The organism is Nostoc sp. DedQUE12b (genome assembly GCF_034530835.1).
In the GTDB taxonomy this organism is placed as follows: Bacteria; Cyanobacteriota; Cyanobacteriia; order Cyanobacteriales; family Nostocaceae; genus Nostoc.
Window position 1 is genome coordinate 85038 of sequence record NZ_JAVRCI010000001.1, and the last position, 26782, is coordinate 111819.

Annotated in this window: 20 protein-coding genes and 2 pseudogenes; 9 read left to right on the forward strand and 13 right to left on the reverse strand. The window is 39.2% G+C overall.

Annotated elements, in window-relative coordinates:
- Nucleotides 1–147: 147 nt before the first annotated feature.
- The 9 genes from RMY16_RS00180 to RMY16_RS00220 all read left to right on the forward strand — a co-directional run bounded on the left by RMY16_RS00180 (nt 148) and on the right by RMY16_RS00220 (nt 10524).
- Nucleotides 148–273 carry a hypothetical protein gene (locus RMY16_RS00180; RefSeq protein ID WP_322734667.1) on the forward strand — a complete coding sequence of 42 codons (126 nt, stop codon included), beginning with the start codon at nt 148–150 and terminating at the stop codon, nt 271–273.
- A gap of 463 nt (nt 274–736) precedes the next feature.
- Nucleotides 737–871 carry a microviridin/marinostatin family tricyclic proteinase inhibitor gene (locus RMY16_RS00185; RefSeq protein WP_322734668.1) on the forward strand — a complete coding sequence of 45 codons (135 nt, stop codon included), beginning with the start codon at nt 737–739 and terminating at the stop codon, nt 869–871.
- Between the two features lie 273 nt (nt 872–1144).
- Entirely contained in the window at nt 1145–2137 is a 993-nt protein-coding gene (locus RMY16_RS00190; protein WP_322734669.1) for an MvdC family ATP-grasp ribosomal peptide maturase, read from the forward strand.
- Nucleotides 2138–2215: 78 nt separating this feature from the next.
- Nucleotides 2216–3193 carry an MvdD family ATP-grasp ribosomal peptide maturase gene (locus RMY16_RS00195; RefSeq protein WP_322734670.1) on the forward strand — a complete coding sequence of 326 codons (978 nt, stop codon included), beginning with the start codon at nt 2216–2218 and terminating at the stop codon, nt 3191–3193.
- Nucleotides 3194–3324: 131 nt separating this feature from the next.
- Complete coding sequence (locus tag RMY16_RS00200; protein ID WP_322734671.1) at nt 3325–5412, forward strand: patatin-like phospholipase family protein; 2088 nt, start codon at nt 3325–3327, stop codon at nt 5410–5412.
- 128 nt (nt 5413–5540) lie between these two features.
- Entirely contained in the window at nt 5541–5945 is a 405-nt protein-coding gene (locus tag RMY16_RS00205) for a hypothetical protein (protein ID WP_322648170.1), read from the forward strand.
- A gap of 397 nt (nt 5946–6342) precedes the next feature.
- Nucleotides 6343–8364: an ABC transporter ATP-binding protein/permease gene (locus tag RMY16_RS00210; RefSeq protein ID WP_322734672.1), complete on the forward strand. Its 2022-nt coding sequence runs from the start codon at nt 6343–6345 to the stop codon at nt 8362–8364.
- A 25-nt stretch (nt 8365–8389) separates the two neighbouring features.
- Nucleotides 8390–10075, forward strand: a complete 1686-nt coding sequence (locus RMY16_RS00215) for a GUN4 domain-containing protein (RefSeq protein ID WP_322734673.1) — start codon at nt 8390–8392, stop codon at nt 10073–10075.
- Between the two features lie 38 nt (nt 10076–10113).
- Complete coding sequence (locus RMY16_RS00220) at nt 10114–10524, forward strand: hypothetical protein (protein WP_322734674.1); 411 nt, start codon at nt 10114–10116, stop codon at nt 10522–10524.
- Between the two features lie 238 nt (nt 10525–10762).
- Here the strand turns inward: RMY16_RS00220 and RMY16_RS00225 are convergent, their stop codons facing one another.
- From RMY16_RS00225 to RMY16_RS00280, 13 genes and pseudogenes are all read right to left on the reverse strand, one after another.
- Nucleotides 10763–13234 (reverse strand): hypothetical protein, encoded by a 2472-nt coding sequence (locus RMY16_RS00225; RefSeq protein ID WP_322734675.1) that lies wholly within the window; start codon nt 13232–13234, stop codon nt 10763–10765.
- A 107-nt stretch (nt 13235–13341) separates the two neighbouring features.
- A pseudogene (locus RMY16_RS32950) lies at nt 13342–13449 on the reverse strand (hypothetical protein); the annotation flags it as partial.
- Between the two features lie 215 nt (nt 13450–13664).
- Nucleotides 13665–13925 carry a hypothetical protein gene (locus tag RMY16_RS00230; RefSeq protein ID WP_322734676.1) on the reverse strand — a complete coding sequence of 87 codons (261 nt, stop codon included), beginning with the start codon at nt 13923–13925 and terminating at the stop codon, nt 13665–13667.
- Nucleotides 13926–14236: 311 nt separating this feature from the next.
- Nucleotides 14237–14692, reverse strand: coding sequence for a diacylglycerol kinase family protein (locus tag RMY16_RS00235; RefSeq protein ID WP_094350436.1), 456 nt, complete (start codon nt 14690–14692; stop codon nt 14237–14239).
- A gap of 153 nt (nt 14693–14845) precedes the next feature.
- Entirely contained in the window at nt 14846–15334 is a 489-nt protein-coding gene (gene ybeY / locus RMY16_RS00240) for an rRNA maturation RNase YbeY (protein ID WP_416211635.1), read from the reverse strand.
- A 78-nt stretch (nt 15335–15412) separates the two neighbouring features.
- Nucleotides 15413–15568: a DUF3285 domain-containing protein gene (locus RMY16_RS00245; RefSeq protein ID WP_094350437.1), complete on the reverse strand. Its 156-nt coding sequence runs from the start codon at nt 15566–15568 to the stop codon at nt 15413–15415.
- 130 nt (nt 15569–15698) lie between these two features.
- A protein-coding gene (gene prfB, locus RMY16_RS00250) for a peptide chain release factor 2 (protein ID WP_322734677.1) occupies nt 15699–16821 on the reverse strand; the annotation gives its coding sequence in 2 pieces (ribosomal slippage) (nt 15699–16748 and nt 16750–16821; 1122 coding nt in all).
- 116 nt (nt 16822–16937) lie between these two features.
- Nucleotides 16938–18086 (reverse strand): annotated as a pseudogene (locus tag RMY16_RS00255) (PCRF domain-containing protein).
- Nucleotides 18087–18217: 131 nt separating this feature from the next.
- Complete coding sequence (locus tag RMY16_RS00260; protein ID WP_322734678.1) at nt 18218–18946, reverse strand: Bax inhibitor-1 family protein; 729 nt, start codon at nt 18944–18946, stop codon at nt 18218–18220.
- A gap of 113 nt (nt 18947–19059) precedes the next feature.
- A complete protein-coding gene (locus tag RMY16_RS00265) occupies nt 19060–21822 on the reverse strand; it encodes a pPIWI_RE module domain-containing protein (RefSeq protein ID WP_322734679.1) in 2763 nt (920 codons plus the stop codon).
- Nucleotides 21815–22147, reverse strand: coding sequence for a hypothetical protein (locus RMY16_RS00270; RefSeq protein ID WP_322734680.1), 333 nt, complete (start codon nt 22145–22147; stop codon nt 21815–21817). Before RMY16_RS00270 ends, RMY16_RS00265 begins: the two co-directional genes overlap by 8 nt.
- Nucleotides 22135–25290, reverse strand: a complete 3156-nt coding sequence (locus tag RMY16_RS00275; protein WP_322734681.1) for a hypothetical protein — start codon at nt 25288–25290, stop codon at nt 22135–22137. The genes RMY16_RS00270 and RMY16_RS00275 overlap by 13 nt, the downstream gene beginning before the upstream one ends.
- Nucleotides 25290–26597, reverse strand: a complete 1308-nt coding sequence (locus tag RMY16_RS00280) for a Fis family transcriptional regulator (RefSeq protein WP_322734682.1) — start codon at nt 26595–26597, stop codon at nt 25290–25292. The genes RMY16_RS00275 and RMY16_RS00280 overlap by 1 nt, the downstream gene beginning before the upstream one ends.
- Between the last annotated feature and the right edge of the window lie 185 nt (nt 26598–26782).

A 26782-nucleotide genomic window follows, 5' to 3' on the forward strand; every position in this document is an offset into this window, starting at 1 on the left:
TCAATATTACCTTGCTGTACCTTTTATAAAAATGAATTGATTTATATGACAAGGTTTTAGCTCTTCTATAATAAGTAAACTTTTAATTTATTTGATAATAAACCTTACTGATTTAGTCTTGCTACATTTGCATAAATAGCCTTAATAATGGCTTTAATTCCGTGTCCCATTGGAGTATTTCCTACAACCGTTATTAGACCAAACATCTTTATACCTCCTACGATGCCAAACGGAGTTGCCAACGCTGTAAGAGTGGCTGCGATCGCGGCATAACTAACTCCTGGTATGACGATGACTTTACTTTTTTTGAGTAAAGACTATTTTATAATTTATCATTTAAACTAACTTGCTTTCTTTAAATTAGCATACTTCTAATTTCAATCAGAGCATAATCTCATTTTTCTAGATAAAATGCAACAACCTTTAAAAGAATTAATTTAAGAAATTTAAGAAATTTAAGAAATTTAAAAAAAGATTACTAAAAAAATAGTTTCTTGCAAATTATACCAGATAAAGATTTTGCTGAATTCATCTCTTATTCTAGTTATAGTTTAATATTGATCATTTAATATTAATTATTAAATATTTTTTCTTAACTGCCCGCTTAACTTTCTTAAATTTCTTAACTTTCCTAACTGCCTTAATCTCATAACTGTCTTAACTAACCTTGAAAATATATTTAATTAATGATATACATTTAAGTTGAAAAACAAGTTAAATTTTTTAAGGAAACTCTATGCCTATAAACACAGTCAAAACAGTGGATGTTGTAGCGGTACCATTCTTTGCGCGTTTCTTGGAAGAGCAAGCTACTGAAGGAACAGATGTTCCTTGGACTTATAAGTATCCTTCGGATTTGGAAGATAAATAATTTAGTCTTCTGCATCTGAAAGTACCTTTATAATCGGAAAGATAGCTTGTAATTGGCTGAATCATCATTTAATAGAGTAGCAGTTATCAACTACTCATATAAACGTGATGGCGCAGAGCGATCGCCTATGGTGGGCGTTTTCATATTACTTATCCATAACATGGAGGTCATTGCTTTTTCTAGCTCACTAAATTTTTTAAAAAAGTTAAGTTATAAAAAGCAATTTGTTAGCTATTGCTTAATAGCTGCCTCCTAAAAATATCAAAAAAATATATGCACCTGTCTCGTGATGTTGTTTTATTAATCACCCACAGTGGTGATTTCTTTACAATAGATAGAGTGGCAGAAGCCTTATCAAAAAAAGGGGTGCAACCATTTCGTCTAGATACTGATAAATTTCCTCTAGAAGTGCAATTAACAGCACATTTTGATAAGTCTAAAAGCTACCACGCTATAGAATATAACAACCAATCTATCAGCACAGAGCAGGTTCAAGCTGTATGGATGCGCCGCATTTGGGAACCACAACTGAGTCAAGAATTAGCGCCAAAGTTCCGAGAAGCTTGCATTAGAGAATCACTTGCAACTTTAGATAGTTTTTGGGACAGCCTAAAGGGAGCTTGTTGGGTAGATAATTTAGAGCGGATAGATTATGCAAGTAACAAGCTGCGTCAACTACGGATTGCGTCTGAAGTAGGCTTTGTTATTCCCCAGACTCTTGTTACCAACAAAGCCCAAGCAGCACGAGAGTTTTTCGGGCAAGTCAACGGCAAAATGGTAAGCAAGCTCTTAACTGCTCTTTCTCGCAGTATGGAAGCTAACTCTTCGTTTTTTCTGTACACCAGCATCGTCAAAGAAGAAGACTTACAAGATGCCGAGTCACTGCGTTATTGCCCAATGGTTTTTCAAGAGCAAATTCCAAAGCAACAGGAATTACGGGTAGTGTATGTGAATGGTAATGTATTTGTGGGGGCGCTAAATGCAGATGTGTATGCAGCAGCCAAAGTTGATTGGCGTAAACCTGGTGTTGAGGTTGGCGCATGGCAACATCACCAGCTTCCTGATGAAATAATTCGTCGTCTCAAAGCCTTTATGGGGAAATTTGGGCTGTTGTTTGGAGCCTTAGATTTCATCGTCACACCATCAGGCGAATACGTCTTTTTGGAAATCAACCCTGTGGGGGAGTGGGGAATGCTCGAAAAGGATTTAGACTTACCGATTGCAAGTGCGATCGCAGATGCCCTACTTCAAAGAAAGAATGAATAATCAAAAATTCAATATTTGATATTAGCCTGCGGCAAGCCACCCAAAAGGTGTCTACATACTTCACACTTCATACTTTTTATGACCGTATTAATAATCACGTTTAGTAAAGATAACGAAAGCATTCCTCTAGTCATCAAAGAAATTGAGGCTAGAGGAGAAAAAGCATTTCGGTTTGACACAGACAGATATCCCACTGAAATCAAGCTAGATATTTACTGCAGCGATACTGAACGAGTAATTATTACTGATGGCGAACAGAAGCTAGATTTGAGTGAAGTCTCCTCAGTTTGGTATCGGCGGATGCGCTACGGACAAAAAATCCCCGACTCAATGGACAAGCAATACAGAGATGCGTCAATTAACGAATGTCGCGCCACAGTCAGGGGAATGATTGCCAGCCTTCACGGATTCCACTTCGATCGAATGTCCAATGTGGATCGGGCTAATAATAAGCAACTACAATTGCAAGTTGCACGAGAAGTTGGTCTTGTAACTCCACGCACTCTGACTTCAAATAATCCAGAAACAGTTAAGCAATTTGCTCAAGAGTGTAAGCAAGGTATAGTTACCAAGATGCTTTCTTCCTTTGCTATTTATGATCAGCAGGGGCGAGAAAACGTTGTGTTTACGACTCCAGTTACAAGTGACGATCTGGAGAATATGGAAGGACTGCGTTTTTGTCCGATGACCTTTCAGGAAAATGTACCTAAGGCGCTGGAATTGCGGACAACTATTGTTGGACACCGCGTATTTACTGCCGCAGTAGATTCCCAAAGCTTAGAAGGATCTACTTACGATTGGCGCAAAGAGGGGAGAGCCTTAGTTAAAAATTGGCAACCCTACGATTTGCCAGAAGATATTGAGAAAAAACTGCTCGAACTGATGGCTTATTTTGGCTTAAACTATGGAGCAATTGATATTATTGTCACCCCCGATGGTCGCCATGTATTCCTCGAAGTTAACCCAGTCGGGGAATTTTTTTGGATGGAGATATATCCACCACACTACCCCATTTCGCAAGCGATCGCAGAAGTATTACTGACTAATAAAAATTAGGGTATTGAGTTTTGTATATTTTTATTATCTTCTATTTTGAAAGGTGTTAGTAAAATTTCACTATTAAGTTTGTTAATCTTAAATTCTTTATTTAAAAGTACGATTTATTGATATTTGGAGATTAAATCCTTGTGATAAACCTAGTAAATACACAAACAGTTTTAACATTTGATGGGGTAAATGATTATATAGATTTTGGCAGAAATGATATTGGCGGCGTTTTCGCTCAAGGGAGTTCAGCTTTTACGGTTTCTGGATGGGTAAATCCACATGAACTAACAAATAAAGCCACTAGTTACGGGACGCGCAATGTATTTTTTGCCCGTTCTTCAGAGAGATACAGCGATAATTTTGAATTCGGCATCAGTGAAACAGGAAGCCTAGATGTCTACATTGATGAAAGTGTTAGCAAAAATATCAAAACCTTTGGGCAAGGAGAATTAACTATAGGAGAATGGCACTTTTTTGCTATTATTTTTAATAGTGGTAAACTAACCGTATATCTTGATGATCGCGAATACAACGATTCTCTTAGAGGTTCATCTTTAAACAAAGCCACAAGTTCTACAACTCTGGGAGCAACGTTACACAAACAAGTCTATTTCAAAGGACAATTAGCAAACATTAGTGTTTGGAATTATCCCTGTACTCAAGCACAAATCCAGACTCATCGTTGTGGGCTAATAGCCGGAGATGAATCAGGATTAGTGGCTTACTGGAAATTAGACGAAGGGCAAGGTACAACTGTCAAAAACCAAACTGGAAAGTCCTATCAAGGAAACTTTCGTGGTAATCCTATTTGGACTTTAGCAGAAATTCCATTCGCAACACAATCATCAAATCCAGTTCCATTTGCACTAGAATCATCCAATCAAGAAGATATTCAAGAAGAGATCCAAACTGAGATAGCAGTTATTCCTGAAGAAAATATCTCACCACTAACTACAAATTTATTAGCAGCAACGGTATCGTTAGTAAGCGACGACGAAAACCAACCAAAGGAAATTCAACAGACAGAAACAAACAGCGAAGAATCCGAGATTATTCCAACTGCGATCGCTCATGACGAGGAAACCAAAACAGACCAAACTGAAGATCCCGTCAATATCCAACAAGCACAAATATTAACTCAGGAGGAATCGCCAGAAACCATGAATACAAAAGCCCGTCCCAAATATAAAATACTTTCCATTGATGGAGGCGGTATTCGGGGCATTATTCCTGCATTACTCCTAGCAGAAATTGAAAGGCGGACACAAAAGCCTATATTCAGTTTGTTTGATTTAATTGCTGGCACTTCAAGCGGCGGAATTTTAGCACTTGGACTAACTAAACCACGATTAAGTTCCGATGTATCTGATAACTTGCCAGTAGCTGAATACACTGCTGAGGATCTCCTACAGCTATTTATTGAGTATGGGGTGGAAATATTTTATGAGCCGTTGTTTGAAAGACTACTTGGCCCGTTAGAGGATATATTTCTCCAGCCCAAATATCCTTCCGAAAGCAAAGAAGAAATTTTAAAGCAATATTTTGGTAACGCCCCTCTAGAAAATAATCTCAAAGAAGTTTTTGTAACGAGTTACGATATCGAGCAGCGAATTCCGATATTTTTTACAAACAAAATAGAAAAGCAGCAAATAGAATCTAAGAATTTTTGTAAGTTATGTGGGGGTTTTTCGCTCCAAGATGCAGCATTGGCAACTAGTGCTACTCCCACTTATTTTGCTCCTCATCGGATTGTAAACCCCCATAATAGCGGCATTGCCTATACTTTAATCGATGGTGGAGTATTTGCTAATAATCCAGCCCATTTAGCTATTTTAGAAGCACAAATTAGTAGTAAACGAAAATCACAAAAAGTCCTCAATACAGAAGATATTTTAGTAGTTTCTTTAGGTACAGGTTCGCTGACGAGTGTCTACCCTTATAAAGAAGTCAAAAATTGGGGACTCTTACAATGGGGAAGACCACTTTTAAATATTATATTTGACGGTAGTAGTGAAGTGGTAGCTGGAGAATTAGAACAGTTGTTTGAACCTAGCGATCAAGAAGCTCAAAGTTTTTATTTTCGCTTTCAAACATTGTTAGATAGTGAACTAGAAGAAATAGATAATACCAAACTCCAAAATACTCGTCAGTTACAAGCTATAGGCCATCGACTAATATCTAACAAGAGTCAACAAATTGATGAACTGTGTAGTCTTTTGTTGGGCTAAATCAGATTTCTTACATCTTGCACCAACTAACTGGTGCAAGATGTAAGATTTTTAATTTCTTCACAAAAGAAATTAGTAATGACTCTCTTAGTCATGTTTCCACTTTATAAGGATTGTAGGTAAATACAATGGATGAACTCGTCAAAAAAATTTCTGGTTTAGGGCTTCCCGGCATACTTTTCGTGATAGCAACGGGTGCATCAGGGGGTAATGTCGCTGCCGTTGTCGCTATGCTTTCAACGCTGGGCGGGCCTTTAGGTCTCTTAGGAGGTTTAGGCTTGCTTGGGCTAGTAGCCGTTCTAGGGGAATATATAGCGGGATTTGGAATTGAAAACATTCTCAAGCTCGTCTATACAGAACGTAGCAAAACTGAATCTGTCAGATTTCTTCTTAAAGAAATTCAAGAATTGCCCATTTCAGATGAGTTAAAACTCAAACTGAAACATCATATTAGCCCAGTAGTCGTTACTGAGCCTGACCAAGGCCCTTTTCCGAGAACAGTCGAAATTGTTGATGACGAACCATTAACCTAGTGGATTCGATTTGATCCCCCCTAGCCCCACGCCAGTCGCTACCCTGCTTTAATGCTGACAGAGTAGCTGGCGTGTACACACAAGTCAATTTACCCCCCTTAATCCCCCCGATGCATTGGTGGGAAACAAGAAATCTAGTTCCCTCCCCAATACATACGGGGAGGGTTAGGGTGGGGTAAAACTGACGCGAAAAACCAGGTGAGTAAACTATTTCAGACTTGTGTATACACCGTAGCCTTAAAAAGGGGAATTTAGGGGGATTTACAAATCTCGAATACAACACCATAAAAGTTTTCAGACATTCTCTAAAAGGAAAAATGGCCTCTGAGTTTAACTTAATTCTCAAAGGTCATTTCAAAATTCCTAGCATAATTAGTAACGGCTACATTTTTAGAATATGCAAACTCCATCTGTGCGTGAGCAAAACACAACAAATCCTTTTTCAGCCTTGATTCAATTTTGGCAGGATGTGAAAGTAGTTGCCGGGCCTTATTGGTATCCAACAAAAGCAGAAGGAAGAGCATTTTCAGATGTGATTCGCTCATGGGTAATGCTCATTCTCTTAGTATTATTAATAGTCGTAATTGTCGGTGCAAATGCTGCAAATAGTTACTGGAATCGCTATGTAATTGATATCGTTATTGAACAGAGAGACCTTGAAAAATATAATACTACTTTATGGCTGTCCAGTGTCATTATTGTCGGGATGGTCTTGTTAGTAACTCTTTTGAGATATGTTAGAAAAAAAATAATTCTTGACTGGTACAAATGGCTCAATCTTCATGTTTTAGAAAAATATTTAAGCAATCAAGCTTATTATAAAATCAATTTTAAATCTGATATAGATAATCCAGACCAACGCTTATCCCAAGAAATAGAACCCATTACTAGTATTGGCTTGAGATTCTCTTCTTCTTTACTAGAAAAATCTTTAGAAATGGGAAGCGCTTTGATAATTATATGGATAGTTTCTTCACAAATCGCAATTTATTTAGTTATTTATACACTTGTAGGTAATTTAATAGCTGTTTACTTGAATCAAGGAATAAATAAAGTTAACCAAGAAGAAATTGCATTTAAAGCAGATTTTGCATATTGCTTAACTCATGTTCGTAATCACGCTGAATCGATCGCTTTTTTTCAGGGAGAAGATGAAGAATTCAATATAATTAAGCGCCGATTTAATAATGTTTTAAACACTGCTGAAACCAGGCTGAATTTAGAGAGGGGACAAGACGCTTTTGGTAGAGCATATCAGTCTGCCATTAGCGTATTCTCGATGTTTATTCTTACACCTTTATTTCTTCAGGATCAAATTGATTATGGACAAATTAACCAAGCTAGTTTTGCTTGCTTTATGTTTTCTAATGCTTTAGGAGAACTAATAGCCGAGTTTGGGATTTCAGGGCGATTTTCTGGTTATGTAAAGCGTTTAGCAGAGTTTTCAGATGCGCTACAGGCTGCTAGTAAACAACCAGAGAACGCCAGTACTATTCAAATTCTAGAAGAAGAACGTTTAGCTTTTGAGAATGTCACTTTACAAACACCAAATTATGAACAGGTGATTGTTGAAAATTTGTCAGTTGCTGTTGGGCCAGGTGAAGGGTTATTGATTGTTGGCCCTAGTGGTAGGGGTAAAAGTTCTTTGTTGAGAGCGATCGCTGGTTTGTGGAATGCGGGAACTGGTCGTCTAGTGCGTCCTCCCCTAAAAGAAGTATTATTCTTACCCCAACGCCCTTATATTATTTTAGGGTCTTTGCGCCAACAGTTGCTCTATCCTCACACAGATAAGAAAATGAGCGATCGTGAACTTGAACAGATGCTGCAACAAGTTAACCTGCAACACTTACTTACCCGCGTAAATGGCTTTGATACTGAAGTTCCTTGGGAAAATATATTGTCGTTAGGAGAACAACAACGCCTCGCTTTTGCACGACTATTAATTACACACCCTAGTTTCACTATCTTAGATGAAGCAACGAGTGCTTTAGATTTAAATAACGAAAGTAATCTATATCAACAGTTACAATCAACGAAAACAACTTTTATCAGCGTTGGTCATCGAGAAAGCTTATTTAATTATCATCAATGGGTGTTAGAACTTTCACAAGAATCTAATTGGCAACTTGTTTCTATGCCAGATTATCAATTGCAAAAAGGGATTGTTGTTAAACCAGTTGAAAAGCAGCAAATTACGATAGATATTTACCCGAAAAATGAACTCAAAATCAAACCAGAATCAGCAGTGAACGCTACAATTATAGGGCTTTCTCATAAAGAGCTTCAGACATTAACAGACTATTCTCTTACTACCATCAGAAGCAAAGCTAGTCAAGAAAAGCCTGTGACTACTAAGAATGGTGTAACCTACCACTATAATAAAAACCCAGAGGTATTGAAATGGGTTAGACTTTCGTAACTATTTGTATATTTAAAAACAAGTGATGCTAACTAGAAAGCAAAAACAATTAGTTACTTATGAATCTATTACGATTTATGAAACACATTACAAATTTCCTACTTTAAAAAACCCAAAACTCAAAAAAGTTCAAAGGAAAATTAGAAAATGCCAAAGCTTAATTAAAGAAGGTACTAAATATAATTCTTATTTTTGGGGAATAATCAAATGGAAAAAAGAAATCAGTCAAGGAGAAACTTTAGTAGATGTTAAATTATTAATTAAAGACTATATTCAACTTCTGGACTTTTTAGAAGATTATAAAAATAGTTATCAAAACTTTTTATTAAAATTTATAGATGACTGGAAAAATCTATTTAACCAAAAATATGATGAAGTTAGAAAAGTAAATGAAGAAAGAAATAAGTTAGAGATAAAAAATCATACAAATCCTCAAATAATTGATAAGTTAAAATGGGAAGAAGAAGAAAATTTAAAATCTATATTGCTGTTAAGTGATACTAACTTATTAATATTAGAAAAAGTAAAGCTACTCAGTGAAGGGATTAAAAATTTAGCGAAAGATACCAAAAATCAAAAGCAAGCTATTCAGAAAATACTTAAAGATATAGAGGTGTATCAAGAAATTTATGAATACCAAGTCAGAGCTACAAAAATTCGTCAAGAAATCGCAAAAATAGCTGAAACAGCAATTAATTTAGAAAAGTCTCTACAAGATTACTTTAGTCCGTTTCAATCTTTAATAGATGATGTCGTAAAAGTAGATGCAGATTTTTACGCAATTGTAGGAGAAATCCAAAATTTAGCAAGTAGTACTTTAAATTCTCAAGTTGATTTATTAAGCATACAAGACACTAGTACTATGTCTCATGACATCCTAAATTTACTAGTAGCAAGTTATGATAAAAAAGATAGACTGCAAGATGCTTTTTTTCAGTCACAATTATTAGATTTTCAGGTTCATAACTTTGATTTTAGTAAAAATGAGATAACTTTAAATCAAGCGATTTACCTAATATCTAATTATATGTCTACTCAACTGGTTGCTCAAAAGAAAGTGCTAGGGATAGAAGAAGGAGATATTGTTTCTCCTTATGCTCAACTTTGTATCGAAAGAATAGCATTGGCTGAACAACCTAATAATACTGATATTGAGTTTGCTACAGAATTTAAAAGTAATTGGAATATTGATTATAGTAAATTGCAAAACCTTCTTACACAGTACAAGTGGCAAGAAGCTGATATTGAAACAACTAAATTAATGCTACAAGTCATGGGCAAGAATGATTGGAATGAAGTTTATAAAGAAGATATTCTTAACTTTTCATGTCAAGCTTTTCATAAAATTGATCAACTTTGGCAACAATACAGTCATGGTTACTTTGGCTTTAGTGTTCAGCAAAGTATTTGGGACGAAATAGGCGGTCAAATAGATTATGAAACAGAAAAAAGACTTGGCGATCGCCTGGGTTGGCGAAAAGAGGGAAATTGGTTAAATTACGACCAGCTAACTTTTAAATTATCCCCGACGACACCGATGGGACATCTACCAGTTAAATGGTTACATTATGACCAAAATATATTAGACATACCCCCACATTCATCTACAACCCCCCTGTCAATGGCAGCTTGGCGAGTTGGATCTTGGCTAGTATGGCAGATGCATTTATTTTTTACTCGTGCCAAAACTTGTCATGAAACTTTAACATGAAGAAATCGCACATTATTTAATAATAGGGGAGAAAGCCAATGAATAATATGAATTTATCTGATACAGAAATAGAAATTTTACTTTTTGGAAAATGGCGTTTTAATACAAATTGGGAAAAAATTTCTATTGAATTTAAAGATAATATGACTTATGAGCAAACTAGAATTCAAACGTTTCTTTTATCTAAACCTAGCGAATTTATCACGGGTAATAAATTTACTGGTGTATGGCACGTAAATGATAGAAGATTATGTTTAATTGTTAAAACTGTTCCTAAATCATTTTTCAATTTGCAATTACTGATATTATCTAGAGTAGATTTAGCAGATATGATAGCTAGCATATACTCTATATTTATAACAGAGAATTATGAAATTATTGAAATTGATAAATTAAAGTTTTTAATAAGTGACAAAAATCAGAAAATTGCTGGTATAAAAATCAATTAATACTTTTTTCATGCTTGTAATATTAACTTAAAAAATCTAGATAAAGTATTAAGTCTGTATAAGTTATTACGATTCTGTATTTTGGTAGTAGACTTATTGAAATTAATTTACAATATTTATTAATATAAATAACATTAATCTTATGCATAAAAAGCTTAGAGCTTGCAAAATTTATTTTTGCTAACCTAGTTTAGTGTAACTAAGACTAACTATAACTTGAATTTAACTCGTTTTTAGCTCACTTATGTATTCTTTTTGAATGGTTTGGTTTTCTGATAATGTGCATACCTAAAATTTTTAAAATACTATTATTATGGTGGATAGTGAGCGATGTTAACTCTTGACCCAACACGTAAAAGCTACCCATAATACTAACCCAATTGTACAGTCCATTTTTTGGTCTGTTAAGCGTTATTGTCGCATTACTTCGATTATTTGCTCCTTTAAGTATTAAAATACCACCAAAATTAAAACTACCGGATGCAATTAATTTGCTGCTATTAACGCTAGCCGTGATATTGGCAAAGGTGTAGCCTACAAACTTGAGACTTCCGGCAATACTGGCAAAATTATTGATATTACCATTAGCTTCTTTGCTGAGAGTGACTGTAGCGCCGTTAAAAGCTAAAATGCCAAAATTGAAATTACTTGTAGCTTGAAATCCGCTCTCGTTCAGGCTGATACCTAACGCGGTGAATTGTTTGCCTAAGAGAGTAACATCGCCTAAACCAAAAACCTTTTTATTAGTTAAATCAAGTTTAAAACTCGGAACATTGAGCTTTATAATATTGCCTAAATTAAGAGCTACATCATTAATTGAAACGTTCTGAGTGTTAAATGATAAAGTGCCGCTACCCAAAGATTGATTAAAAGCAATAATATTTGCTGTTCCTGTTGCACTTTGATTCTTCAAATTAACTGTGAGGTTCGGAATAGTCAAAGTCAAAAAACCTGCTATACTCAGCCGAACATCCCTCAGATTGACACTATTTTGAGTAACATCAAACATAATGCCAGCTAGGGTATTCCCAAAAACTGAAATTGTTCCTAAACCACTACCAATACCAGATTTTATATCGATACTCAGGGCATCAACATCAATACTTAACAGATTGCCTAAACTCAGATCAAAGTTTTTAAAGGTAGTATTGCTAGGAGTAATTTTAAATTCAACATTCGCAATTTCGTTGTCAAGAATTTCTAGATAACCATCTCCCTGAAGATACTGTTCACTAGGCGTTACCTTTAAAGATAAATCTAAACTATCGTCATCCGTTCCCTTAATTTTTAGAAATCCTAAATCAATTTCCAGAACTTTTAATGAACCAGAGATATTATTAAAAGTTTTATCTCCTTGAAGGATTAAGATTGCCTCATGCCCCCAAGCATTAATTTTGCCATTAATTTCTAAACCTTCTGATATCGCTTGAGCCGCAATTATTGTTGGAAAAGGAACATACTTAATTAAAGGATTGATTTTTCCGTCTCCATCCCCATCAATTGATTCGATGTTTAAGTTCACTAAGCTTTCTAAAAGCCCTAGTGCTTTCTTAACTAAATCGGTTGAATAACCTACTTGTTTGCTAAGAAAGGAAGCGACTGGCCCCCGCCACAAATCTATCAAGCTAACCGATTGCTTGGGATTTAAAATTAAAGCTAATCTTTCAGGATCATTAGTGTCCATCAAAAAAGCTACCTCAAGGTCTGTTTTCTCCCATTTCAAATCACCAATGAAGCCAAAGTTATCAAAGTAAGGAGGTAAATACGTTCCGCCTCCTTGAAACCTGATATTGCGAAGTTCAGTTCCTACCAATCCATAGGGATTATACCAAGATTTTTCACCTTGTTGGCAAAAGTATGCTGTTAAAGATTCGGGTTCGAGAGAGAGACTACCAGAGAGAAATAACTTAGGTTCTTTTTCTTGGGTGGGATCGTAGCCTTGCAGAATCAAATTTCCAGTTAATCCAAAGTTCGGCTCTAAATCAGCCCCAATATTTAACCCTATGAGCAAGTTATTAAAAGTAGCTTTAAATTGTTGCTGGGAAAATAGCTGAATATCGCCTGCAATATTACCTGTTAAACTAACTTGTCCTGCCGGATTAAAGCTAATTATCGCTCCTAAGCACCCAATTCCTAAGCTTCGATGAATAAAACTGCTGAAATTTGCCTGGAGATTATTGAAATCAATATTTCCAATAAAGTTAAATCCTTTGCTTAAGTTAATGGAACCTAATTTTAAATGTATAAACTCATGTTCAGTATCAGTGAGAATTAGCTCTGGGTTGCTTAATTTTAAATCGTTGATGATAGGAAGTTTACTATCTAAGTTGATAAAAATGAAATCTTTATTTAATTTATATCTTAATGTGCTTTGTTTACCAAAGAATAATTCAATATCTTGGTTATTTAATAATCCTTTAAAGCTGAGTTCAACTTCTTGAGAAGTTTTATAAATTTTATATTTTGGTGTAGATATTCTAATTTCAGGTTTGCCAAATACTTCAACGATGATTCTATCAAGCGCCACATTCATGTATGGGACTGTACTATGAATGCTAAAAGTTTTGTCTAAATCTAACTGCAAATCATGGTCAAAATCTAAATAACTTCTTGAACTTGAAGAAACTAAATTTACATCATCTGAAAATCCAAGTTTTAATTTGATAGCATTAGGCAAGGTCATTCCTGTTAAATCAATGCTATTAGCCATAAGTGAATTGACGAAAATTTTTTAACAGATTGTTTAGAGGTTATTTATAGAAAAGCTGCCAACTACTGGTATAGTTATTGGAGACGGCAAGTTTTTCTTTCTCACGATCAGTGTCCAACTAAGATTATCAGCAACTTACCATAAACCGTCCACAGTTTCACGGTATCATCACTACTGGCTGAAGCCACCATTTTACCGTCAGGACTGAAGGTAACTTGCCAAACTTTGGCTTAATCTCCTTTCAGAATCTACGGTGCAGGATGATTACGCTGCCATATCTAAGCAATTTTATTAACATTGGCGATCGCGATCGCTTGACCTTCGGGACTTAAGACCGCTGAATTAATTTTGCCATGAGTATCTTAGTCAACTTTATTATGAGTGTGAAGAAGTTTTGTTGAAAGATGGTACTAGACAAAAAGACATCTGCTCAACGCTTGGTGTGACTGAGCAAACTTGCGATCACTCTGGCTAACACCTCTGGTTCCACTGGTTTTGACACATGCTGTTGAAATCCAGCAGAGAGTGCCTGTTGTTGGTTAAAATCCCCAGCGTAGGCAGTAAGGGCGATCGCACGTCCGGCAGCAAGTTCTTGCACTTCATCCTCGGTATGAAAATCAGCGATGGGGTAAGTGCCGACAAGACTGGGCACGTTTGCGCCGAAATCGTAAACGACCTCTGCTTCATCCATTGCATCGTTGACTGGTTATGATTTCATCCTAAATGCCTTATCTGTCGCAAACATTTTTTGAATTGGTATTAGGTATAAAAATAACGCTGACGTAGACGCGTAAGTATAAAGCGGCTACTCTGCGGCCACTTTTTAAAGATTACCAAGTAATCCTTTAGCCAGGATGCTTGGCACCTTGGCGTAGCCCGTCGTAGACATCGCACGATTTAAATTTTAAATATATTCTGCAAAGGAGATTCGGACAGAGTGTGATTCTCTTAGTGAGTCACTTGGCAATGCCTGCGGTAAATGCTCGCCTACGCAAATCACGTCTACAAAGCCGATATAATTAACGTTACCAGAGGAGGAAGCAATAGCGTACCTGCCACTAACATCGCTACGAAAGCAGAGACAAGCACTGCACCAGCCGCACAATCTTTAGCAATTTTTGCCAAATCATGGTATGTCTGCTTAACGGTTAAGTCCACAACGGACTCGATCGCTGTATTTAGTAACTCTAATGCCAAAACTAAACCACTAGTTATACCAATTACCGCGATCTCTACCGCTTGCAGATGCAAAAAAACGCTTAAAGCGATCGCCATTGCACAAACACTTACGTGGATGCGAAAATTACGTTGAGTTTGAAAACTATAGCTGATTCCAGCCCAGGCATATTTAAAACTAACAAATAAATTAGAGGCTACTTTCCAGGAGAATTCCCGTTCGTTAGACACCAGTGTTTGTAACGAGGTAGGCGTTGGTGATGGAGAAATTTTTTGGGACATAGACTTAAAAACACAAGAACAGAGTTGCTACAGTGGGAATATTCGCCGATCTTAATGGCAGAATTAACTTTGAGGCAATCTTTAGGCAATTTTCCACAGAAGTATTATAAAAGTATTACCCAAAATTGACATTAAGGCATACATAAGCTACTGCTATTCCATGTCAATAGCAATACCGATTGTATTCAGCAATATCACTTGCTGTTTTAACATTCGCTCCAAACTTTTTTCATCAGGATGATCCCAGCCTAACAGATGCAATAAACCGTGAGCAGCTAACCAGGCTAGCTCAGTTGGTAAGCTATGTTCCTGTTGTTGAGCTTGGCGTTGTGCCGTATCTACAGACACAATAATATCACCTAAGTATAATGGGATAGAGGCAAGCATTTCTTTGCTTTGAGGAAAATCCACCTCCAAAGCTGCAAAGGCTAAAACATCTGTCGGCTTATTTTGCTGACGATATTGAGCATTCAGTTCTTGAATTTGGGAATCATCTGTCAAACGCAGCCCGATTTCATAACTTGGCGCTGGGGGAATCTGAGGCTGAAGTATTTCCAACCAGTGATTAAACCAGTTTTCCCAAGTTTCAGGGGTAATTCGATCATTAGTCTCGGCATTCTTTAGAGATGTTGTCGGGGACAACTCATAAAAATACTCCTCCACATATAGTTCAACTCTCAGGGGCACACAGTCTCCTTGTCTGAGGTTTACGATTTGTCGTTAATGAGTGAGGTAAGCAAGACCAACAAGCAGAGCTAAAAGCCCTACAGCAGTCAATCCAAAATGCTTTAAAGAAGTTCCACCCTTCCGCACCATGTTTCGCATGGCGAGTTTGACGTAGCTAGGTTGAGGTTCTGTTGAAGGTGAGTTGCTCATAGTTATTTGTCTACAGACTCTTTTATAACTGTAACAGTTGGTCTGGGATAGAATTGCGATCGCCCATATATTGCTAAGGCGTTTCTCAGTGAAACGCCTTAGCAATCGGGATGTTATGTAATAAGTGGCTTTATGCCAGAGTGTTTTCTACTAGTTTATTTTCTTGGCGCAGATAAGCTTGGATGAATGTATCAAGTTCGCCATTCATCACATCACCAATCGCTGTTGTTTCCGTGTTTGTACGCAAATCTTTCACCATTTGGTAAGGGTGAAACACATAGTTACGGATTTGGTTTCCCCAAGAGGCTTCCACCATATCACCACGAATTTCAGCAATTTCTTGGGCGCGTTGCTCCTTGGCGATGACCAACAGCTTTGCTTTGAGGCGATTTAAGGCTTTTTCTTTATTTTGCAGCTGCGATCGCTCTTCTGTACAGCGCACGGCAAGACCCGTGGGAAGATGAACAATCCGCACCGCAGTTTCTACTTTGTTAACGTTTTGCCCACCTTTACCACCAGAGCGAGTTGTGGTGATTTCCAAATCCTTGTCTGGAATATCCAATTGCACAGAGTTATCAATCTGCGGCATAACTTCCACCCCTGCAAAACTGGTTTGGCGTTTGCCGTTGGCATTAAAAGGTGAAATCCGTACTAAGCGATGTGTACCCATTTCCGATCGCAAGTAACCATAAGCATAGCGACCAGTAATTTCTAGGGTTGCCGATTTAATTCCGGCTTCATCACCCTCCGACTCTTCAGCTAAAGTTACCTTATAGCCGTGAGCTTCGCCCCAACGGGTGTACATCCGCATCAGCATAAATGCCCAGTCTTGAGCATCTGTACCACCAGCACCAGCACTAATCGTCAGTACAGCACCTTCCGCATCATAGGGGCCAGAAAGTAACTGTTGTAACTCCCACTGGTCAAGGTCACGATTCAGTTTAGTAATGGTAGATTCTGCTTCTTCGAGTAGTGCCTCATCGGTTTCTAACTCCAACAACTCAACAACTGCCTTAGTATCTTCCAGATTGGCGTGCCAGCGATCGTATTGCTGAAGATGAGCTTTCAGGTCGTTGAGTTCTTGCAGGGTTTGCTGGGCCTGGGTTTGGTCATTCCAAAATTCTGGCTGCGCTGATATTTTTTCGAGGTCTTGAATTTTGGCTGTCAGTGCAGGTACGTCAAAGATAGTCCTGGGTTTTACCCAGGCGGCTAGACAACGTTTCGATTTCGCGTTTGAGTTCTAAAACTTCCATAGTGCTTGTTGAATGATAGATAGAGCGCTTTGGATTTGAAAATTGCTCTTTATTCTACTTATGTTTCTTGATTTTAGCTGTAGTTGGGCAAATTTTCTCTGCACTACTTATATAAGTTACAAAAGTGACTTGAAATTATCAAGGGCTTCTTGGGTCACTGAAGTAGTGTGAAGCTGTTGCAGATAGGCTTTGATAAACAAATCGATTTTCCCGTTCAAAACCTCTGCCGCAGCAGTTGTTTCTACATTGGTACGTAAATCTTTCACCTTGGTGTAAGGATGCAAGATATATTCCCGGATGAGCTTGTTGGATAGAAGTTTTATTTGTCGGGGTTGAATTTCATCAAGCTGGACATTTTGGGCTAGTGCGTAGGCGTAGGCATCGCAAACAGTTTACTCTTGAGAATAGCCAGGGCTTTATCTTTGTTTTGCATCTGGCTGCGCTCTTCCTTACAAAATACACTAATCCCAGTAGGAATATGAAACACCCGCACCCATGTTTCTGGGCGGTTGACATTCCCCCGATGCCGCGGCAAAGTAATTTCTAAATGCTTCTCTGGAATCTCAAAATCAACAGACTCATCTAAAATAGGGCTGACTTCTACGCTGGCTAGGCAAGTATGCTGTTTGCCATTGCCATGAACAGGAGAAATTCGCTCTATTCTTGCATGAGTTCCTTGTTCCGATTTTAGTCAGCCATAAGCATAACGCCCTATAATTTCCAGGGTGGCATGTTTGAACCCTCCTAAATCACCTTCTAACTCTTCGACTAGATATACTTTATGATTATGATTTACTGCCCAACGATGGTATAGCTGCAATAACATAGCTGCCCAGTCTTGGGCATCTATACCTCCAACTTCAGCCGTAATTGCCAAGAATGCCCCCTTTTGGTCGCAGGGATCGGACAGGAATTGTTCTATTTCTAGTGTTTCGAGTTCTTGCTGGAGTTGAGTTAGGTTGGTTTGCACCTCTTGCAATAATTCCTCATCAGCAGATAATTCTAGTAGTTCTAATGCTGCCTTGATATCTTCTAGAATGAAGTGCGATCGCTGATATTGTTTCTTTTTAGCGTTGAGTGAATCAATTTCTTGAAGTGTCTGACGGGAAGTGAGAGAATTATGCCAGAAAGTAGGTTGAGAAACTAATTGATTCAAGTCCTGAATTCTTGCACTCAGTTCCGTCAGGTTAAAGACAGCCTTCAGCCTTGGTCAAGATATTAGACAACCTTTCTACTTCAATTTTGATGTTTAAGAGTCCTAGCATAGTTTTGCTCGCTTGAGGCTGAATTTATCTACATATTCTACTATTAAAACGATGTAAAAACCGTGGTTGCTAAAAATTCAACCACGGTTTTAACTTTATAAGACTTGACTTTTGTTAGTATCTACAGACAACTAATCGCGGCCATTGATGGCAATTAGCAACCGCAAGATAAAGACAAACAAGTTTATGTAAGTGAGATACATTGACAAAGCAGCAGGCAGATATTGGTCATCGCTGTAAGTACGGGGCAAGATGTAAAAATCGACGACAGAAACCCCAACAAACAAAAATACTCCTAAACCGGAGATGGCAATTTCTAACCAATTTGGCGTGTAAACACCAAACATGGCAAAGCCGAATTGGGCAAGGCACACAACCACCAAGGCGATAACGCCGAGATTGATGGTTTTTGTCAAAGCCATCCCATCTTGTTCAGAAAGATTTGAACCAATTTGACGAGCAGCAATAAAGGTGACGCCACAACCAAGGGCAGCCAACCCAATACCTTGAATGCCAACACCTTGGGATCTCAAGGCGACAAATACCAAGCCACTGAGGGTATATCCAGACAAGAGGCTGTAGGTTGCCAACAGGGGTAGTGCAAGCCCCTTATTACCTTTTTGGGCAACATTTTGGGCAACAAAGAACAAAATCAACTCCAAAATCACCGCACCAATGAATGTGGGAAAGAATATTCCGGGGTTAGTACGGATAACTCCCAAACCGCCGTAGGTTCCTAATGCGGTTAATACCAATCCACCACCGACGTAGGGGAGGGCGTTGGCGATTACGTTAGGACCAACGAGGGCTTGAGATTTAGCCTCACGGATAGCTTCACGAAAATTACTGGTATTGCTCATATTGAAAAACAGTTTTTCAGGAAAACGTTGTGCTTATTCCTATTGTTACCAATCTTTGCGGTTAACAGCCAACGATTTAATATTGTTGCAAAATCTGAAAGGTAGCTTCGTTGTTAAAAATTGGAATCGTCACTCTCTGAGGATTCCACTGGATCTTTAGTACTGATAGCATACTCTTTAGCCTTGATTGCAAAGGGAAAAGGCAAAGGCAGGGAAACGTCATTTGCAAAATAAGACCAGCGACTTCGCAGAGAGTGGACAAAGTGAGCTAGCTTGTCGCCCTTGATTTCTGGGTGATGAATCAAGGCTATTTCTAGGATTCTGGCTTTTCCAGCTTGCCTGCTGCCATTGTCAAGGCGAGACTGAGTTTTTTGTAATATTGTTGTGCCTCGTTCAGTATACAACGCCTTTCTAACGCTTAGGTAGAGCGATCGCTCCCCATGATCACACACACCCCGCCATCGGTAAACACCACTGCGTCGCTCACCAGGAGAATCTTTAACAATAGCAACTGGTACTTCACCACCATCTGCAATTCGTAAGCGCACAACCCACAGACGATTGATTTCTTGTTGTGAAAGGTACTGTTTTAGTGCTTGCAGTGGGTCATTAGTAAGTAGATTTTGGTTTTGTAGCCAGTTCAGCATTTTGCGGGCATTTTGCGCCTCTGCCATGAACAGCACACGCGGGTATTCATTATCAGTAATTGGAGTATTGAAACACTCTTGTAAACATTCAGCAACAAACTTATTGATTAGCCTTTGTTCTTTCGTTTGCTCTTTACGCTTTTGTTCATCATCAAGCTCTTCATTACTTTCATCAAAAGAGTTTGGATTCCAGTCTTCATTCAAAAGATGTGCAAGTCCGAAAGGATATGACACCCAACCTTGTTTATTCCATAAATCAGGAGTTGTTAATTCTACTTTAGCTGTTATTGGATTAACTCTGATCATTAAAGCAACAGTTTTGGGAATGTTTTCAGCATTGGTTTTGCGGGTACGGCGTAGAACATAAAAGCACGTTAACCAGACATCAGGATCAATGCCATCTTTTTTGGAATTAATTAAAGGAGTATCAGGTAAAATCCCAAATTGCCTTAGTAAGTCTGATACTGCTCGTTTTACTGGTTCCAAACCGGATGTTTTCGGTTTTTCTTCACCAGCTTTTGTAATATAAGTTATCCGATGAATATGTTGGTTGAGATAGCCTGCCTTCATTGCTCCAATTCGCCACGCCAACTTGGGATCAGCCTCGGATATACGAGGTTTCAGTCTAATTTCGATTAATGCCCCACTTAGTTCTTTAGTTTTGGGTAGAAAAGCGATAATTTGATTAATGCGCTCTACTAATAAATTAGGACGTTGCTGTTGATAAGTTTTCCTTGCTTCAGAAAAATGTTGAATTTCCAGGTCTTGTGTAAGGTCGCCAACATGTTGAGTCTTGATATATAAAGAACCGTAGAAACCTTGATAGATGTTTTCTACCCTTGTGGGTGATAAATACAGTAACTGGCAAATTTCAGCAATTAGTGCATCACGACATTGTGGAGTTTCCCACAAAATCAGTATGGTACGGAGAGTATTTTCAGCTTCACGAAATACTGCTGGCGCTGCTAGTTTTGGTCGCAGCATTGGGGTGTGTGAATGATTTGGATTGTCAGATTTCTTGGCTTTTTTTGGCTGGGGAGATTGGATATCTTCGTCAGCAAGGAGAGGAACAATTTTCTGTTTGGGTTTCTCCAAAGGCCAGAAAATATAAACGTTACCTGTCACCCTTTCAGCCTCACCCACTCTCTGAACAGGGAGACGTGCTTCAATAGCTTGATCTAAACTAGCCAAATCTTGTGGACTGACACCAGCAAAGCACGGTGGTTCTCCTAATTTAGAAGTGTAGGCGATCGCAGCCTGAATACCACTAGGAATTGTGTTTACACCTGACCAGTTATAATTTGGGTTAGAAACGAAATTATTTGCGTCAGGAAGTTGAGAGTCATTGAGAGAAAGAAGATTGCTGATGGCTTGAGGCCACTTTACTTCCTTTCCATAACGGTTCATCATCAGTGGAATAAAGCAAAAGGGTTGGCGTTGTCCATCTAACCAGCGACGGTTATCACCAATATGAGCTTTAACGCCTGGATAAGGTACTTTCAGAGGTTTAGTCAGCCAACGTCGAATTGATAAATGATGATAAACAATAGGTTTTTCGCGCCAGGGAACTGTTTGCAAAACAAACTCAATGACAAATGAAATGTATGCTGTTTCTGTGGTTTCCTTTCCTTTTATTACCGTAACTTCACTGGGAGGCCATGACATCAACTCAGCACCTTGGAGGCTGACCACTCGGTAAAATGTCAGTTGATACTGCTCATCAACGCCAAAGGAAACTGTTGGTTTTTGGAGAAACTTCTCGGCAAGGTAATCTGGAATTGCTTGGTAAAGGTTGCTTGTTTCGACTTTGTTTTGAGGATGGAGTAACTCATAGGTTTGTGAATTTCCCCATTGCCAATCATCATTATTCAAATTTGCAAGCTGTGACTCAACATCCTCCAAGGAACTAAATTCTTCTATTAACCAATCTTTGATCAAGTTACCCAAGTCAGAAATGTCTATGGTTTCTGTTGCTAATAACCAAGGCATATTGTCTTTTTGCCAGCCATTACGCAAAGTCTTGATAATTTTGGGAAAACTACCAACTACCAGGGGATCGAGGGAATAAACTGGTACGGCCCGATAACTTTTACCTTGGAGTCTGGCACGCTGTTGAGCAAGGTTGTTGGCGACTTGTCGCCATGTAGTAGGGACATAGATTGCATAAAGTTCGCATGTTGGATTCGTTGCAGTAAGTTCCCAAGCACCAGGAAGAATAATTTTAGTCATAGTTTAAGTTTCTTTCCCTCATTTGTTTCAACGCATTTAAAAAAGCTCCATAGAGCGATCGCGCCAGCACATCCTCACCTTCTACATAGGGTTCCAGCACCTTGATGATGGCAACCAAAAGTGAAGTACTTTCGCTGTCTTGTTCGCCAATGGCTGAATTTGGGGCAAATTTCACATCTATAAAATGGACTACTGCTGGTACACCACCACGCACCAAACGCCCGATGATTTGCCAAATACTCACTAACTGAGTCCAGCAAAGTACCGATCGCTCTCCTTGTGTTAGTTGCTTAAAAGCCCATGCTGTATAGTTCAGATTGACCATTTCGGCAACAGATTCTGGTAGAAAATATCTGCAACCTGAGTTAGGGTTAGGTTCCCCGATATTGATTGAGCTTCTTCGTAAAGAGTGGAGTCTTTTTCGTGTTTCAGCGCCCAAGCGTTGAGTTGCTGAACAGTAGATTGCCAGTTATCAGGTACTGGCATAGGTCTATTGAGGAACAGCACTGCACCGAATGCAGCTTTACCTTGAGCATTCAAGATGTTGTGACCCCGCTCTAGAGCCATCAAAGGAGCAACTACAATCTGGGTGCGTAAATGTTGTAAATTCCTGATTTCGCTTCGCAGAATCCCATGAAGATGAGTAGGAGCATTGTCACGACGGAGGGTAGCAATACCGTCATCGTTAATGTTTACGTCGAAACGGTAGCGCGATTGTAAGATAGACATGGCCCACTCGGATTCATCGTAGCTACCCACGACAATCAAGATGCGATCGCGATCGCTCCACCATTCTGGTTGCTGTTGTTTTCGCTGTTCTAAATCCTCAAATACCCCATCTAGAAAACTCTCTCCACCTCTTACCGAGTCGCACATAGCCTCGACCATTTCTTTAGCAGCAAGTTTGCGTTTTGCAGGTGGTAATCCTGATAAAGCAATATAGTTGGCTTGCGGATTCTGTTTGGGACTAAAGAAAAATTGACTCTCAGCTATACCTGCCTCACCAGTTCTAGGTTGCAACAATATAGTGGGTTGTATGTTGATGTGATAGGCAGGCGAACCTGGAGCGTAGCTAGTACCTGATATCAAAACAGTATGTGAACCCTCCCAATCGTCAACTGCAAACAGTTTTGGGAAATTTAACAGCAACGCACGACCTACACCTACATAGCGGAAATAGTCCAACTTGCCAGCTTTTTTAGCACTACGTTCTTGCTTATACAAAAAACCTAGAATATTTCCCACTGGCGATTCTGGTAAAACTGGGAGGAAGTCATCCGGTGGACGATGTAAAAGGTCTTGGCTTGAGTCGTGCAAGTTAATTACTCGGCCGAGGTCGCTCAGATTATCAACTATAAAACCCAGGCGGTTGTCGAGTATGGTGACTAAAATCGCAAACTGGAGATTTCGGGTTAGTTCCTCAAATTGAGTCTTATCTGGTAGGGAAAGATTATGGATTTCTATCCATCTTTTGCACCAAGGAGCAATTTCAGCTAAGGCTTGACGGTCATCTTCCGCAGTTAGTATTGTCAGCGCCAAACCTGAAAGTTCACCACCACGACGGGGATTGAGCGGATGTTGTAAAAATCCATCTAGTTGATCCATCATTTGTTTGCGGCGGCGACGTTGCTCTGTGGGAGCCAAGTCTGCTTCAATGATGCGTTTACGTCGTTCTTCCATGATTTGTTGGCGAGTTAGTTTCGGTTTTGCTAAGACAGGAATCTCAGGCGGATCAACTAAGTCACGGATAATCCGAGCAAATAGAGAACGACCTGTAAAAGGAAGTGGCCCCAACCACGCAACCAATTTTGAGTGGGTGAGGAGTAGGTGATAGATGCGGTTAGTAGCATTTTGGGTATGGTAATGTGCGCTTGTCCAAGCAACAAAGCGATCGCCTGCCATATCACTGCGATCGGAATTGTAAATCGTGGACTGGTTAAGTCCGAGTTTATTTAAAAATGAGTTTCCAGAACCATCGACTAAGACTTCATCAGGGGCAAACTCTTCGTCAAACTGAATCTGCACGTGATCGGCTTCGTCAACGAATAGATACTTACATTCTCGATAAACAGCCTCAGCAAAGGTCAAGTCTTGTTCAAATCCTTGGCGGGGTACACGAGTATGAATGAAACTAGCAGGGGTGAAAATCCAAACAAAAGCTGTAGCAATATCGTGTTCTAAATGGTGACGTGGACATTTGTAATAAAAGGGACAAGTGTATTTTTTATCGCTTTCCTGCCAGTCTTCATCATCAGAATCATCATTATCAGCTACAAGAACTTTTTGATAAAGCTTGTGACAAGGTTCGTTGCCAAATTCCCACTTATCTTCTGATTGCACTAAAGCTAAAAGTGGGCAGACTGGGCTGAACCAACGCCAAGCTGGGTGCATCCCTCCCTTAGTAATTTCCTTACCCTCACTTTTGAGAATAGGTTCGTAGACTTTTGCCAGTTGCTCTTGGCGCTTACTACCCAACACTGGTGCAGCAGGAATTCCTAATTTGTGGCAGAACAAGGAAGCGAGACGCACTGCTGTAGCAACATCATTCACCATCAACCCACAGCGATCTCCCTGTTTAGCGAAGAAGTAAATCATAATTTCCAACAAAGTAGACTTGCCCACATTCAAAAGCCCAACAATGTGGATAAGACCCTCTAAAGTTAGCTGATTACCGTGCTGGAAATTATCTGATTTAGCATCGTATAGCTGGAAGAAGATATTTTCCAAGCGGTTACGATAATTTTCTTGTTGCCCAAACTGGGACAATTTATCGTCCATTTCTTGGGCAGCTAGTATTAATTCTTCACGGGTAACGCTACACTGTGGATTCTGCTTAGTCCGTGTGCGACGAAGGGTTACTACAGATGAAGGTGCTATATTAGCAACTTCCTTGGGAATATCAATCGGAACCTCAACTGGAGAGTTACCTTTTTGGGAAATCTTGGCATACCACCGTCCCTCATCTGCTAATTTGACTTTTCGTTGTCTATGCTGTGGAGTTTTTAATAAGGTTGGGAGATATATCTTCTCTAAACGAGTTGGGTAGGTACTGGATGGAATAGGTTGAGGAACATTCCTTGCCTCTTCAAGGTTGTAGATTCTAATAATTTCAGGTAAGTTGATGTACTCCTGAAGAACTCGCAGCCATTGTCTGCCTTTACGCTTAATCAAATAGAAACGAGCATTTTGTATAAGTTGCCAGTTGCGATCGCTTTGTAGTTGTTCAACTGGAAAGCGATATCCCTTCAGCAAAGCTTCCACAGAAGTAGCAGGTTCTTCTGGTGCTACTTCCTTAAGTAGGGTTAATCCCAATTCCACATCAGCAATGAGTTGGGCAAGACGCTTAAGTTCTCGCTGTTGTACCTTAGTATCTGCGTTAACTAAACTAGATACTATATGCTGTTGTAATTCATCCGAGTTGCGGAGTTTTTTACACAGCTCCTTGCGCCAGCTAATGGTATCACGCATTATTTTTTCTTCCCTAAAATTGCTTGAGCCTGAGTGATGATTTCGCTAAATAAGCGCAAGCGCACCCCTTCAAGTTCAGGTTCTAGTTGTTCGCGCACTACCTTTATTCGTAAATAGTCTTCGCGTTCATCTGGAAAAACTACAAAGGTTTCCGTTGCATCACGCCGATACTGCACCTTTCGCAAACGTTCTTCATCCACGGATGACCAATCTTTAAAATCAATTGCCCAACGAACTTTGCGCGGGAACTCTACGAGTAAGTCAAATTCATCGACAAAAGGCCAGAGAGTAACGCGCAAACCCAATTTTGTCAGTTCTTCTTGAAGTTGAATTTCCCAAATTCCTGGAAGCGTACCGTACAAATGCACGCCAGGGGTAACAGCTTTCCAGTCTGCTGCTTTTTCTTTAGAAATAGGTGGCAATGGTTGAAAGTTGCCGATTGCACAAAGTCTTGCACACCAAAGGTTACGGCAGGTATATGTACCATCAGGGCGTTGGCGTTGCACATACTTGCAGCGCGGACACAGATGATAGACGCTACCCTCTGCCAACTTATCCATATCGACATAGATTTCTAACCGTGACAATAACTCACGCAGTGGTTTGAGTTCAGGTAAACGTAGCTGTTGCCGATATTCTGAGTAATGAAGAGTAGGTTTAGGAATGATTAGTAGTCGAAAAGCGCGATAAGCATCTTCTAGCTGATTTCCCCGACAGTATTCCAGTACATCTTTCAGTACTGACTCTTGTACCTGTGCCACGACATCATTACCTGAAACTTGCCATTCTGTAGCAAAATCGGAAACTACTCCGTCTTCTATAACGCTGACATCTGGCGAAAGATATTTAATCTCTTGGGCTGGTTTCCAAGAAGTAATTGATGTTTCCGCCCAATCAAAAAATTGGGGTAGGTTCTCTGGGGCTTGTTCTCCGCGTAGTAAAGAAGTTAAGTACATACGGGACATACCAATACGAAGGGCTTCTGGTACTTGACTTCGCTTTTCTAGATCAAGTTTTTCCCACTGCACCACACCAGTAGCTAAATACCGCAGAGTATCGGTAATAGATAGCTGTAAGGAGGGTTTTTCCGGTTCAAATGTGAGGAGGCGAAGACTGCGGGCGCTGTGGTCATCCCATTCCACATCGATACCGCGCATAGTTTGCAACCACTTCTGAACTGTTGCTTTCTGACGTGGTTGCATTCCGAGTTCTTGACACAACTCTTCTAGAGTTGGCCCTTGTTTATGGATACTAAACCATTGCTGAAGTGCATCGAGAATTTTTTGCTGGTGTTTGGTGATTTTCATTGCTCACCCTCCTGTTTAGCAGAAGTGTGACACCCAACAAACTTGCGTGTCAACAAATTGTTTCTATGTTTCCACTAAGTTTCCGAAGTTTCCATTTTACATGAATTGAAATCTCCCTCTATACCCAACTAAGTACAAATTCCCATAAAAATGAGTCGGAATTCTGTTTTTTATAGCTTGGGTTT

Excerpts from the sequence above, each read along its gene's own strand:
- RMY16_RS00215 (WP_322734673.1), top strand. The coding sequence starts at position 8,390 with ATGCTAACTAGAAAGCAAAAACAATTAGTTACTTATGAATCTATTACG.
- RMY16_RS00220 (WP_322734674.1), top strand. The coding sequence starts at position 10,114 with ATGAATAATATGAATTTATCTGATACAGAAATAGAAATTTTACTTTTT.
- RMY16_RS00230 (WP_322734676.1), bottom strand. The coding sequence starts at position 13,925 with ATGGATGAAGCAGAGGTCGTTTACGATTTCGGCGCAAACGTGCCCAGT.
- RMY16_RS00280 (WP_322734682.1), bottom strand. The coding sequence starts at position 26,597 with ATGAAAATCACCAAACACCAGCAAAAAATTCTCGATGCACTTCAGCAA.
- RMY16_RS00205 (WP_322648170.1), top strand. The coding sequence starts at position 5,541 with ATGGATGAACTCGTCAAAAAAATTTCTGGTTTAGGGCTTCCCGGCATA.
- RMY16_RS00235 (WP_094350436.1), bottom strand. The coding sequence starts at position 14,692 with ATGTCCCAAAAAATTTCTCCATCACCAACGCCTACCTCGTTACAAACA.
- RMY16_RS00185 (WP_322734668.1), top strand. The coding sequence starts at position 737 with ATGCCTATAAACACAGTCAAAACAGTGGATGTTGTAGCGGTACCATTC.
- RMY16_RS00265 (WP_322734679.1), bottom strand. The coding sequence starts at position 21,822 with ATGACTAAAATTATTCTTCCTGGTGCTTGGGAACTTACTGCAACGAAT.
- RMY16_RS00180 (WP_322734667.1), top strand. The coding sequence starts at position 148 with ATGGCTTTAATTCCGTGTCCCATTGGAGTATTTCCTACAACCGTTATT.
- RMY16_RS00275 (WP_322734681.1), bottom strand. The coding sequence starts at position 25,290 with ATGCGTGATACCATTAGCTGGCGCAAGGAGCTGTGTAAAAAACTCCGC.
- RMY16_RS00195 (WP_322734670.1), top strand. The coding sequence starts at position 2,216 with ATGACCGTATTAATAATCACGTTTAGTAAAGATAACGAAAGCATTCCT.
- RMY16_RS00245 (WP_094350437.1), bottom strand. The coding sequence starts at position 15,568 with ATGAGCAACTCACCTTCAACAGAACCTCAACCTAGCTACGTCAAACTC.
- RMY16_RS00260 (WP_322734678.1), bottom strand. The coding sequence starts at position 18,946 with ATGAGCAATACCAGTAATTTTCGTGAAGCTATCCGTGAGGCTAAATCT.
- RMY16_RS00270 (WP_322734680.1), bottom strand. The coding sequence starts at position 22,147 with ATGGTCAATCTGAACTATACAGCATGGGCTTTTAAGCAACTAACACAA.
- RMY16_RS00225 (WP_322734675.1), bottom strand. The coding sequence starts at position 13,234 with ATGGCTAATAGCATTGATTTAACAGGAATGACCTTGCCTAATGCTATC.
- RMY16_RS00210 (WP_322734672.1), top strand. The coding sequence starts at position 6,343 with ATGCAAACTCCATCTGTGCGTGAGCAAAACACAACAAATCCTTTTTCA.
- RMY16_RS00190 (WP_322734669.1), top strand. The coding sequence starts at position 1,145 with ATGCACCTGTCTCGTGATGTTGTTTTATTAATCACCCACAGTGGTGAT.